The following is a 12,098-nucleotide window of genomic DNA, read 5'->3' on the forward strand; positions in this document are numbered from 1 at the left end:
CCCGGCTCCCTGGCGAGTAGTTTAATTCACTTGATTTAATAAATCATGTGACTTAGCGTTGTGAGGAGAGGTCAGGATTCGTGACATGAAACCAGACTTCAGGAGGACACATGGCTGCTAAGCAGAAAGCAAAATCGGACAAGGCAATTGAAACGCGTCAACTACTCTTACGGGCGGCTGAACGCCTTTACGCCAAGCGCGGCATTGACGGAGTGTCTCTACGTGAGATCAACCGTGAGGCTCAGCAAAAAAACTCGTCGGCGATTCATTATTATTTTGGGTCTCGAGATGCCGTTATCGACGGGATTTTTGAAATGAGAGCGACTTACATCAATCGCCGCCGAAGAGAGGCTCTGGATGAGATCAACAAGGATCCCGAGAGCATCACGGTGCGCAAGCTGATTTTCGGGGTGCTCCTGCCTCAGGTCGAATTGCTGAGCGAGGAGAAGGGCTCGTATTACTACAATCGGTTTCTTGCCCAAGCTGCGCTGAGCGGTCAGGAAGAAGTTCGCCAAATGTGGCGTAGCCACTTCAGCGGCATTTTGGGAGAGTTCTCTTTGCTGCTGTCCCGTTGTCTACCCTCGCTGCCAGCGCAGGTGTTGCGCCAAAGGTTGGCCATTCATACAGATTTTACGATCTACGGCATGGCCGGGCTGGAGCGAGTTGTGGAGTCACGCTCTGGCGAGGATGCGCTTCTGTCTATCGAAAAGGACGTCGACCCACTCGTCGATATGCTTGTTGGCGCCATGCAGGCTCCAACAAATACGGAGGTTGCGCGCTGACGAAGGCATCAAGGCTGCGGTCTTGAGCGCTTTGAACATTCAATTTCGCACAAAATTCCAGGGAGGAAAACGCGATGAGAAATGAAGGCAAACTGAAATCACTGCTTTGCATGGCCGCTGTGGTTGGGCTGAATATGGCGGCGCCAGCGATGGCGGCGGACACCGAAACGGTCACGTTTGGGACCTACGGTGGGACAACAGGCAATATGCATGCATTTCTGGCCGAAAAGGAAGGCCTGTGCGAAAAATATGGCTTCGAGTGCAAGCTTGCGGTTCTGAACACTGGGCCACTGCAATTGCAGGCGATGCTCGGCGGCTCGATTGATGTTGGTCTTTTTGTGCCTGAGGTTGCTTTCGGCGGGATCAACCGCGGCGCTGATATTCAGGTCACAGCTGGCGCTGTGGGCGGACAACCCTATGTCATAGTCGCCGGCAGCGACGTATCTCTGCCCAATCTGTCAAAGGGCTACCCTGACAGCATGAAAGACATGAAAGGTTTGACGATCGGCGTACCTGCACGGGGCAGTGGGGCCGAACTTTTGCTGCTGCGGATGCTTGCTGATGTTGGTCTGAGTGAAGACGACGTTACGCTTGTTGGCGTGGGCGGGCCAGGTACAGCCTTGCCAGCTCTGACTGTTGGCAAACAGATCGACGCGATGATCAATTTCCCGCCATCCCAGCATATCTGCAAAGCCTCTGGCGCTTGTGTGCTCGTTGTGGACCCGTCGCAGGGTGAAGGCCCCACTATGATCAAAAACATGATTGGCGCTTCTGTTCCTATGTGGATGACACGTGACTATATCGAAGCAGACCCAGATCGCATGGACCGCTTGATGGCGATGTTCACCGAGATTGAAACTTGGATGACGGACCCTGCCAACCGCGACACTGTGGTTGAGCACTATAAAGAATGGATCCCCTTCACAGGAATGGAAGGCGGCGATGCGCTGCGCAGCACATGGCTGACGGCAGAGCTCAACAACTACCGTTTGGCCCTGTCGCGCAGCGCCTTCAAGACCATTCATGATCATGCGCTCGAGAACAAAATGATCGATGAGGAAGTGGATCTTGAGGCAGTCACCTACGAAAAAGCTCCAGAGTAAATGGAGGATTCCATGACAAAGAAAGCGTCAGTTGGAATTTCGATAAGCTCACTTGGTCACACCTTCCCCGGGGGTGTGACCGCCCTTACGGACTTCTCATTGGAGATCGAACCAGGCGAATTCGTGTCTATCGTTGGCCCTTCGGGATGTGGCAAAACGACAGTTCTCAATTTGGTCGCAGGGTTGCATGACGTGCAAACTGGCGCGATCAAGGTCGGCTCCTCTGGGCCAAAGGCAGGGCGACACGACGTAGCCTATATGATGGCCAGAGATTGCCTCTACCCGTGGCTGACGGCGCAGCAAAACGCCGAGTTCGGCAATATGATCCGTAAGACCGACAAGGCCAAAACTACGACCCGTGCTCTTGAGCTACTTGAGCGTGCAGGGCTTAAGGGTTTTGAGGGCGCTCTTCCCAAAGAGCTTTCACATGGCATGCGCCAGCGGGTTGCCTTGGCTCGAACATTTGCCATGCCTTCTCCCGTGTTATTGATGGACGAGCCATTTGGCGCGCTCGATGCGCAAACGAAGCTGGTCTTGGCTGAATTGCTTGATCAGCTTTGGGAACAGGAGCATCGCACGGTCTTGTTCATCACACATGATTTGGCAGAAGCTATCGCGCTATCTGACAGGGTCATTGTGATGAGCCAGCGTCCAGGGCGCATCATCGCAAACATCAAAATTGACTTGGAGCGCCCCCGATCCGTGCGCGCTTTGCAAAAAGATCCGCACTTTCATGAAATATACGCAAATGTCTGGAGCCTTCTTGAGCAAGCGCTCGAAGACAAGCCAGCTGAGGTCGTCTAACGATGAAGCCAAACCTGACAACAATCTGGGGCATTCCAATTTGGCTCCTTCGTATTATCGTTCTCGTGACGCTTTGCCTTTTTTGGGAGTGGGGCACTATCCGACAGCCCGACCTGCGCGTCTTCGTAGGGCAGCCGTCGGGCATCCTGTCGTTTCTTTGGGATGGCTTGTTTGTGAACAGCAAACTTTGGCATCACGGGTTTTGGAGTATTGCCGCAACGCTCATTTCCTTTGGGCTTGGTTCCGTTGCAGGGATCGCAACTGGCATGCTCTTTGCCATGTCGCCGCGCGTTGAGGTGTTTTTTCAGCCTATTCTGATTGCGCTGAACTCGCTGCCGCGGATCGCGCTTGCTCCTTTGTTTTTGCTGTGGTTCGGGCTGGGGATCGGGTCGAAGATTGCCCTCGCTTTCTCGCTAACCTTCTTCATCGTTCTGGATTCGACGGTCGCTGGGATGCGCAGTGTTAACCCAGACCATGTCACGCTCGCGCGCACGCTTGGGGCGAGCCCCGCAACCATCTTTAAAAAAATCACACTGGTGTCTGCCTTGCCAACGATTTTCACAGGCTTGAGGCTTGGTATGATCTATGCGCTGCTTGGCGTTATCGGCTCAGAAATTATCGCCTCAGAGCAAGGCCTCGGACAATATCTCTCGTTCCTTGCGGGTGTTTTCAACACGGATGGCGTGTTTGCAGTGCTTTTGTTGCTAGCAATCTTAGGCTCGGCGATTGGCTATCTTATGAGCCAGATTGAAGCGCGCCTACTTCGCTGGAAGTGAGGCCAACAGGACAGATTAGGTTGAAATTCCGTATAGGTGAGACGGTCTGCGCTGATCATGCGCGGGCCTGTGTCACACTGTAGAGCCAAAAGGAAAACTCCATGAAAACACGAATGACTGACCTGTTCGGGATCGAGCACCCGATTATGCAAGGTGGCATGCATTATGTCGGGCTTGCTGATCTCGCCTCTGCGGTGTCGAACGCTGGCGGGCTGGGCACGATCACGGCGTTGACACTTGGCACACCAGAGCGACTTGCTGCCGAGATCACGCGCTGTCAAACAATGACAACGAGGCCGTTTGCGGTAAACTTGACGTTTCTGCCCAGCGTGAATGCACCCGACTATCCCGGGCTGATTTCGGCAATAATTGATGGCGGCGTGCGCGTTGTCGAAACGGCGGGCCGTAATCCGCAAGAACATATAGGCGCGCTCAAAGAAGCGGGCGTCAAGGTCATCCACAAATGCACCTCAGTCAGGCATGCGCTCAAGGCGCAAGACATCGGCTGTGACGCAGTTTCTGTCGATGGGTTTGAATGTGGGGGCCACCCGGGCGAAGACGATATTCCCAACATGATCTTGTTGCCGCGTGCGGCTGACGAACTGGAAATTCCGATTGTCGCATCAGGAGGGATGGCCAACGGGCGAAGCCTTGTTGCTGCACTCGCTCTTGGTGCGGAAGGTATCAACATGGGCACGCGCTTTGTTGCGACACAAGAAGCACCTGTGCATCAGAACGTGAAACAGGCTATTGTGAACGCCGAAGAGCGCGACACACGGCTTGTCATGCGACCACTCCGCAATACGGAGCGAGTGCTGACGAACCCTGCCGTCGAACGCATTCTTGATACTGAGCGCACACGTGGTGATGAACTCGTCTTTGGCGATATCGCGGCAGAAGTCGCGGGTATCTACGCCCGCGTTATGGAAGACGGGGAGACGGATTGTGGTGCATGGTCGTGCGGGATGGTTGCAGGCCTGATTGATGATATCCCAAGCTGTGACGAGCTAATCTCGCGAACCATGCGAGAGGCGAACGAGCTAATCTCGCAAAGGCTGGGCAGGATGTTAAGATGAGCAGCACTTCTACCGTCAGAGTGTCTGTGAAAGGCTCTGTTGCGTCTGTATGTTTGGATAGACCAGAGAGCTATAACGCCTTTAGCAAAGCGATGCGTGGCGAGTTATCAGACGCGTTGATTGCGTTGGAAAAGGACCCGTCTGTTAGGGTGGTGGTCTTACACGGTGCTGGTCGCGGGTTTTCCGCAGGCGTCGATCTGAAAGAGGGATCAGAAAAGCCCTCAGAAGAGGTTCTTGAGGGCGAGTTCAGGCCTTTTCTGGAATGTATCTGGCAAAGCCAGAAGCTCTACATCGCCGCTGTTCATGGACATGCTGCTGGGATTGCTGCTGCACTGGCCTTAGCCTGTGATTTCGTTGTGATGGATGAAACAGCGAGGCTGACGCTGGCGTTCTCAGTCATTGGCCTCATTCCAGATGGAGGCCTCGTTTGGCATCTGAGTAGGGCTCTCGGGCCACGTCTGGCTCTTGAGGCGATCATCGAGGGTCGCCAGCTTGACGCGCAATACTGCATGCAGCAAGGCTTGGCTAATAAGATGGTGGGCGCGGGTCGGGCGTTGAGCGTTGCCATGACATGGGCGGAGGAGCTTGCTAAGTCTGCACCTCTCGCGGCGTCAGCGGCAAAACACCTTATTGCAGCGTCTGCCCATCTGGACTTGGCTGAAACCTTCTCGGCAGAGGCAAAAGCCCAAACCAAGCTTGCGGCCTCCGCAGACCATCGTCGCGGCGTCGACGCGTTTCTAAATGGTACGAAGCCAGAGTTTCGAGGCGACTAATTCCGCCTCGAACTTCCATTTACTCCGCCGCAAGTTCGATGAACTTTGAGAGGTGGTAGTCAGCGTCTCCCATTTCGTGGTCAATCATGCTCAAGCGTTTTGCGAAGTGGCCGATGTCATATTCCCAGGTCATCCCGATTCCGCCGTGCATTTGGATGGTTTCCTCAGCGACCAGCGTTCCGATGCGCCCGATCGAGTACTTCGCCGCTGACAGCATGCGATCACGCTCGATCCCTGAAGCGTCCATTGCCGCCGCTGCATTGATCACAGCTGAGCGTGCCTGTTCTATCTCGAGCAATATCTGCGCCATTCTGTGTTGTAACGCCTGAAAACGGCCAATTTCAGTTCCGAATTGCTTGCGTGTGCGCAGATATTCGAGGGTCACATTTTTAATGGTTTCCATAATGCCAAGGGCTTCTGCGCAGACGGCAAGTATGCCCCAGCCCGTTGCGATGCCAATTAGGTCATCGCCTCCGTGCAGCTCTCCGATGAGTGCGTCTCTGGGCAGTGTGATATCCGATAGGCTAATGTCCGAAGCTTGACCGCCATCAAAAAGCGCATGGCCGATCTGAGATAGACCGACCACATCGCAAGGCACTAAGAAAAGCGACATCTGGTCAGGCTGCTCGCCAGTTCTGGCGGAGACAATCAGGGCGTTAGATTGGCTTGCGAATTTTACCATAGCTTTGGTTCCGTTCAACACCCACCCGTCTGCTGTCTGCACAGCTGTCGTGATACACTGGGTGCGGTCATATCGCGTATCATATTCATCAAACGCAACGGAGAGACGCAGAGTGCCTGCTATGATCTCCTCAAGTTGATCTGTAGCCCCTACAGCCGCCATAATTTGTCCCGGGATAAGGGCGCAATCTGCAAGGGGTTCAACCAGAAGAGCGCGACCAAGGGTTTCAAAAACACAAGAGATATCAAATCCCGTGCCCGCAAAGCCGCCGTCCTCTTCTTTGAAAAACGCGCCGATCAAACCCAGCTCTGCAAATGCAGCCCAGTGTTTTTCATCAAAGCCATCTGAATGATGTGCTGCTGCATTGCGCTCAGTTAAGCTGTATTCGCTTTGAAGATACCGCTGGAGCGTATCGGTTAACATTTGCTGTTCGTCAGTAAGTTTGAAATCCATAGCTGGCCTCACAATCCCAAGATCATTTTGCTAATGATATTTTTCTGAATCTCGTTTGATCCACCAAAGATCGAGAGCTTTCTGTTGTTGAAATAGACGCCCGCGGACTGACTTGCGCCCATCGACGAGAAGTCTTCGCGTAAGTAGGCATGTGCACGGCGGCCCATCGTGCGGCGGATCAAACTGTCGAGTTCTTGATGGATTTCAGACCCAAGTATTTTGAGCATTGAGCTTTCGGCATCGGGCGCGCCGCCATCGGCGACAGACGCCAAAACCCTTAGGTTTGTTGTGTTCATGTTGGTCAGGTCAATTTCAACACGAGCAATGCGTGCGCTTAGCAATACTCGCTCTTGAGTATCCATGCTTGCTTTCTCCTGCGCGAAGAGTGCCTTCAATCGGTCGAGCTTCCTTTTGGAATCGCCAACCAATGCAATGCCCGTCCGCTCATGCGTCAGCAGGTATTTGGCGTAGGTCCAGCCCTTGTTCTCTTCGCCGACAAGATTGCCAACGGGAACCCTCACATTGGTTAGAAAAATTTCGTTGATTTCGTAGCCGCCATCTATTGTGCGGATTGGGCGAAGTTCTACACCTGGTGAGGCCATATCAATCAGCAAGAACGAAATGCCAGACTGCGGTTTGCCCTCCTTGGACGTGCGCACCAAGCAGAAAATCATGTTTGCGTGCTGCCCAAGTGTTGTCCACGTTTTTTGTCCATTGACGACATAGTGATCGCCGTCACGCACGGCGGTGGTGCGCAGGGACGCAAGGTCAGACCCGGATCCTGGTTCGGAATACCCCTGACACCACCAGTCAGTGCCATCCAGCATTCTGGGCAGCCAGTGACTGCATTGTTCTCTTGTGCCGAATTTCATCAAAACTGGTGCAAGCATTTTGAAGTTAAAGGCCAGGACCCTTGGGGCCTCGGCGAGGGCGAGCTCTTCATTGAAAATATGTATTTGCATAGGGCCCCATCCCGGGCCGCCGAATTCCTTGGGCCAATCGTAGGCCAGCCAGCCACGCGTGTTCAAAATTGCGTGCCAGTCCTCAAGCTCTGCCTTTTCCAGGTCGACGCCGTTTGCGATTTTCTCGGAATAGGCCTGAGGCAGATTGTCTTGAAAGAAGCGCCGAACTTCGGAGCGGAATTCTTCTTCTTGGGGTGAAAAGGTCATATCCATATGGACAACTCCCTGAGTGGCGGTTGGCGTGAATGCTTCGCAGCAAAATGGAACAGATGCGCAAAAGCGCACGAAAAACATACTGAGTAGTTTTTTATTGAAAACCCTGTAAGCGCTGATGACCGCGCTCAATGTGCTTTGAGCCGTTCTGGGGTCTTAGATGGAAATTGCGCCCAGAGCCATTCTGGCGACTTGCTTTGCAATGTCTTCGCGTTGTGTCTCGGTCTCTTCAGGGCGTGGTTGGTACCAAAAAATCGGCGCGTTTAGCAGAACAATGATGCTATTGACGGCGACCGAGGTGGATTGCTGCCGAAAGCTACCATCCTTCTGACCAGCAGAAATCACCTCGCGAAAGAGATCTTCGTATGATGCTTGCAACGCTACGATTTCAGTGAGGAACGCGCGCTCATGTTCTGTGGTTGCGCCCGCGAGACCTGACCTCAGATTTTCCACAACGACGCGATGAAATGGAAGGTCATCCAGAATGCCGTGAACATGCGCCTGAGCCATGTCAAGAAAGCGCTCAGTGGTTGGAGCAGGCGTGTCTGCTATCGGTTTTACACGCTCCATAACCGACAGAATTGACTGCTGTCGCACAGACAAGAGAAGCTCTCCTTTGGTGCGGAACCAATGATAGACCTTTCCCTTGGAGGCTCCCATTTCACGCGCAACTTCGTCAATAGACGTCTTGTCGACACCATTGCGTGCAAAGCATATGGCCGCTGCCTTGGTGATATCTTGCTTAGCGTCACGTTTGGGCATTTTTCTCCTTACCTCTGCAATATAATGCATCGGATCGTTTAGGGCGACTCAGTCTTTTAGTGTGTGGGACTTTCAAGATTTGAAGAAAGTCATGGTGAGCCAATCCGCAACCAACGCGGGCTTTTCCGCGTTTTCGATTTCTACAAAAAGCGAGCTGGTTTGCAAGATTTGAGTGTCAGATTTGCGCGCCACATCAGACGCAACAAACCGGCCACGCACACGTGATCCACATGCGACGGGCGCAAGAAAGCGGACCTTGTCGAAGCCATAATTCATGCCCATCACTTGGCCAGGATGGTCGGTAAAGCAGTCAAAAGCAAACCTGCTAGCAAGCGACAAAATCAAGAAGCCGTGTGCGATAGTGCCTCCAAATGGAGTTTCTGTTTTGGCGCGCACTGGGTCGGTGTGGATGAACTGATCGTCCAGAGTCACCGCAGCAAACACGTCAATCATTTTTTGATCAATCTGGATCCAATTGGAGACTCCAATCTCTGATCCTTGCGAGGCTTTTAGACTTTCATAGGCTGTATTTGCGTATGTCATGGCAATGCTCACTTTTGGTAATTCATTTGACTTAATACTACGGAGTATGTTTTATTTGCAAGTGGAGTATTCTTTGAGGGCCAGCGATACATGACAGAAATCAGCGATAAATTTGCGTTTGCAACAGCGCCGAAAATCCACTTTGGCTGCGGATCTTTGCTTGAGATTGGCTCTGCTGCCCAACACCTGATTGGGAGCAGATGCCTTGTAGTTACGGATCATGGTTTGGTGGCCGCAGGTATCGTTGAAAGAGCCGTGCAGGTGCTTGCCGAGGCTGGTGTTCACGTCGAGCTTTTCACCGATGTAGAGGCGGACCCCGCTGAGGCAACCATTCTGGCCGCCGTGCAGCAGGCCAAAGAGATGCGGGCTGAGAGTATTGTGGGTCTTGGGGGCGGGTCGTCTTTGGATGTTGCGAAGCTAGTTGCTTATCTGTCAGCCACTGGTGAGGCGATCCAAGACATTTACGGTATTGGCCAGGCCAAAGGAGCGCGCCTTCCGTTGGTGCTGATCCCGACGACATCGGGCACAGGGTCAGAGGTCACGCCAATTGCAATTGTTACAACACCAACCCAAGAAAAGATGGGCGTTGTTTCGTCTGTTTTGCTGCCCGATCTGGCGCTTTTGGATCCTGAGCTGACGGTTGGCCTGCCTGCGCACATTACAGCGGCCACGGGCATTGACGCTATGGTCCATGCGATCGAAGCTTATGCATCGGCGAACCCGAACAATAATCCGATATCCAAGGCGCTCGCTTTGGAGGCCCTTCGGCTGATCGGATCTTCTTTGCTTGCGGGTGTATTGAAGGGGGCCGATCTGAAGGCCCGCTCAAACCTTATGCTTGGCTCCATGCTGGCGGGGCAGGCCTTTGCGAACTCTCCTGTCGCCGCTGTTCATGCATTGGCTTACCCGATTGGGGGGCATTTCAAAATCCCGCATGGCTTGTCGAACGCGTTGGTCCTTCCGCACGTATTGCGCTTTAACGCCGAAACCGATGCCGAAGCCTACTATGAGACAGCCGTCGCGGCGTTTCCGCAGCTGGCTAACGTTTCTGAAGCAGAGCGGGCCTCGGCTTTTTGCGACGCGCTTTCGGCGCTTTCCGAGGCCTGTGGCTTGCCGCAGAGGCTCCGTGATGTGGGGATTGCTCGGGAGGTGCTTCCTGTTCTGGCGCGCGATGCCGTCAAGCAGACACGCCTCCTTGTCAACAATCCTCGCACTTTGAGTGAAAAAGACATTCTTCAAATATATGAGGCTTCCTGGTGACCCGATTAATCCCCCCAACCCGCGCACAGTTTCCAATCTTTCGGTCCATGACAACACGTTGGTTTGACAACGATATCTACGCTCATATGAACAATAGCGTTCACTATCAGCTGTTTGATACCGTCGTAAATGGCTACCTCTTAGAGGAGGGCGTTCTCGATCTACACAGCAGCCCGAGTGTTTTTTTGGTTGTTGAATCCGGTTGTAGCTATTTCTCAGAGATCGCTTTTCCTGATGTTGTGAATGCAGGACTACGTGTGGCCAAGCTGGGCACATCCTCTGTTAAATACGAGATTGGTCTGTTTCGTCGAGATGGCATCAAGGCCGCGGCTCTCGGGCATTTTATTCATGTGAATGTAAACAGGTTGACGAGGAAGCCTGAGCCGCTTGGCGAGCTGGCGCGAAGCGTCTTGGAAAACCTCGAGGCTGGTATCGTAGAGCCGTAACCTTCGTGAGCTACGGCTCTACAACTTCTTTGCATGACCAATTGTGGCACAGTCAAAGCTTTGTGCCGTGTGTTTTCGATTTCAGCAGGAAGCGAACAATACATTATGCCGTAAGTTTTTCTTACGTGGTTACGAAAGGTGGTAACTTCGTGGTTAGATTTCTTACGCATTAAGTTAAGTCAAGTGACTGAATTGATGTTGAGAGTTAAATGGGAGGAACTACAATGAAATGGAATTACCTTTGCAGCGCGGCGGCTGTCGCTGCATTGAGTGGTCCGGCATTTGCTGAGTCACTTGATCGAAACGCCCTGCCTTTGGATATGCTCTGGGAAAGTGGAAATTCAGTGAGATTTTCTTTCACACAGCCAAACCCGAGTGTCTCAGCCGTTCCTGCTGGAGGAACCGGATCTGTCTTGAGCAAATATACCACGGCTGGTTTTGCCTACAAGCGTGAGTTGAACGACCGTGTAGATTTTGGTGTGTTCCTGAATGAACCCTATGGCGCGGACGGAAGCTCAACGGGTGACACTGCGGGCGGGAGAACATTGAGCGTAAACTCAATGGAACTTGCTGCGGTTGTAAAGTACAAGTTTGACAACAATGTCTCCGTGTATGGCGGTCTGCGCGCTGTTGAGACATCAATTGACATGGCGTTGCCTGATGTCGCCCCCCCCGCCTACGGTGGTTTAACGTACTTGCTAAAGGCCGATAAAGATTACGGAATTGGCTTTTTGGCGGGCGTCGCTAAGGAAATCCCCGAGCGGGGAATGCGGTTTGGTATCACCTATCACTCTAAGGTCAAGCATAGTTTTGATAGTACGGAGTTCGGTGTCGTGCCTAGTACAACGACGGCCACCATGCCTCAATCTTTGACCGTTGACGGGCGTATGGCACTCAATTCTAAAACACTCTTGTTTGGATCTGCCAAATGGGCGGACTACTCGGAGTTTATCTTGAACTCACCAGCTCTGGGGGGAGCTCCTGTAATTAACTATGGTAAAGACAGCATCACGGCCAACATTGGCTTGGGACGCAAAATCAATGATGAGTGGTCGGTTTTTAGTATTGTCGACTGGACCAAGAAAGACAACGGTGAATCCACATTGCGGCCCACTGATGGTGGAACGGGTCTTACGCTCGGCGCAAACTACAGCAGTGGTCAAATCAAGATCACAGGTGGCGTTCAATACAAACGCTTTAGCGATGTCACCATTGGTGGGGCCAACTACACAGGCGGCACAGCCCTCACGCCGTTCTTACAAGTCGGCTATTCCTTCTAAACATAATTGCGCGGCGAGGTTTCTTGCCGCGCATATAGCCAGTCAAGTCTATTCCTGAAAAGGACAACCAAATGAAGGTGCTTGTGCCTGTCAAACGCGTGATCGACTATAACGTGAAAGTTCGTGTTAAAGCGGATGGATCGGGTGTTGATCTTGCCAACGTAAAAATGTCGATGAATCCAT

Annotated in this window: 13 protein-coding genes and 1 pseudogene; 10 read left to right on the top strand and 4 right to left on the bottom strand. The window is 52.8% G+C overall.

The features are described 5' to 3' along the window. Positions 1–110 precede the first annotated feature (110 nt). The 6 genes from ACTG3X_RS13060 (at position 111) to ACTG3X_RS13085 (ending at position 5,314) form a co-directional block, all read left to right on the top strand. The gene (locus tag ACTG3X_RS13060; RefSeq protein WP_439111718.1) at positions 111–782 is read left to right on the top strand and encodes a TetR/AcrR family transcriptional regulator; all 672 of its coding nucleotides are present in this window, start codon (positions 111–113) and stop codon (positions 780–782) included. Between the two features lie 74 nt (positions 783–856). Next, positions 857–1,885 (top strand): ABC transporter substrate-binding protein, encoded by a 1,029-nt coding sequence (locus tag ACTG3X_RS13065; RefSeq protein WP_439111719.1) that lies wholly within the window; start codon positions 857–859, stop codon positions 1,883–1,885. Positions 1,886–1,897: 12 nt separating this feature from the next. Beyond that, positions 1,898–2,689, top strand: a complete 792-nt coding sequence (locus ACTG3X_RS13070; protein ID WP_439111720.1) for an ABC transporter ATP-binding protein — start codon at positions 1,898–1,900, stop codon at positions 2,687–2,689. A gap of 173 nt (positions 2,690–2,862) precedes the next feature. After that, a complete protein-coding gene (locus tag ACTG3X_RS13075) occupies positions 2,863–3,465 on the top strand; it encodes an ABC transporter permease (RefSeq protein WP_439111721.1) in 603 nt (200 codons plus the stop codon). A 101-nt stretch (positions 3,466–3,566) separates the two neighbouring features. Then, positions 3,567–4,541 carry an NAD(P)H-dependent flavin oxidoreductase gene (locus ACTG3X_RS13080; protein WP_439111722.1) on the top strand — a complete coding sequence of 325 codons (975 nt, stop codon included), beginning with the start codon at positions 3,567–3,569 and terminating at the stop codon, positions 4,539–4,541. Then, positions 4,538–5,314 (top strand): enoyl-CoA hydratase/isomerase family protein, encoded by a 777-nt coding sequence (locus ACTG3X_RS13085; RefSeq protein WP_439111723.1) that lies wholly within the window; start codon positions 4,538–4,540, stop codon positions 5,312–5,314. The genes ACTG3X_RS13080 and ACTG3X_RS13085 overlap by 4 nt, the downstream gene beginning before the upstream one ends. A 19-nt stretch (positions 5,315–5,333) precedes the next feature. On the opposite strand, the gene ACTG3X_RS13090 is transcribed toward ACTG3X_RS13085, so the two are convergent. The 4 genes from ACTG3X_RS13090 to ACTG3X_RS13105 form a co-directional block, all read right to left on the bottom strand. Continuing rightward, positions 5,334–6,449, bottom strand: a complete 1,116-nt coding sequence (locus ACTG3X_RS13090) for an acyl-CoA dehydrogenase family protein (RefSeq protein WP_439111724.1) — start codon at positions 6,447–6,449, stop codon at positions 5,334–5,336. An 8-nt stretch (positions 6,450–6,457) separates the two neighbouring features. Continuing rightward, positions 6,458–7,624, bottom strand: a complete 1,167-nt coding sequence (locus ACTG3X_RS13095) for an acyl-CoA dehydrogenase family protein (protein WP_439111725.1) — start codon at positions 7,622–7,624, stop codon at positions 6,458–6,460. Positions 7,625–7,780: 156 nt separating this feature from the next. Beyond that, positions 7,781–8,386: a TetR/AcrR family transcriptional regulator gene (locus ACTG3X_RS13100; RefSeq protein ID WP_439111726.1), complete on the bottom strand. Its 606-nt coding sequence runs from the start codon at positions 8,384–8,386 to the stop codon at positions 7,781–7,783. A gap of 72 nt (positions 8,387–8,458) precedes the next feature. Beyond that, the gene (locus ACTG3X_RS13105) at positions 8,459–8,929 is read right to left on the bottom strand and encodes a MaoC family dehydratase (protein WP_439111727.1); all 471 of its coding nucleotides are present in this window, start codon (positions 8,927–8,929) and stop codon (positions 8,459–8,461) included. A gap of 90 nt (positions 8,930–9,019) precedes the next feature. On the opposite strand from ACTG3X_RS13105, the gene ACTG3X_RS13110 reads away from it, so the two are divergent. From ACTG3X_RS13110 to ACTG3X_RS13125, 4 genes and pseudogenes are all read left to right on the top strand, one after another. Then, on the top strand, positions 9,020–10,189 hold the full coding sequence (locus tag ACTG3X_RS13110; RefSeq protein ID WP_439111728.1) for an iron-containing alcohol dehydrogenase: 1,170 nt from the start codon (positions 9,020–9,022) through the stop codon (positions 10,187–10,189). A 47-nt stretch (positions 10,190–10,236) separates the two neighbouring features. Further along, positions 10,237–10,635, top strand: coding sequence for an acyl-CoA thioesterase (locus ACTG3X_RS13115; RefSeq protein WP_439111729.1), 399 nt, complete (start codon positions 10,237–10,239; stop codon positions 10,633–10,635). 224 nt (positions 10,636–10,859) lie between these two features. After that, on the top strand, positions 10,860–11,915 hold the full coding sequence (locus ACTG3X_RS13120; RefSeq protein WP_439111730.1) for an OmpP1/FadL family transporter: 1,056 nt from the start codon (positions 10,860–10,862) through the stop codon (positions 11,913–11,915). 71 nt (positions 11,916–11,986) lie between these two features. Then, positions 11,987–12,098 (top strand): annotated as a pseudogene (locus ACTG3X_RS13125) (electron transfer flavoprotein subunit beta/FixA family protein); the annotation flags it as partial.

The sequence above is a fragment of the Lentibacter sp. genome, assembly GCF_965658795.1.
Lineage (GTDB): Bacteria > Pseudomonadota > Alphaproteobacteria > Rhodobacterales > Rhodobacteraceae > Lentibacter.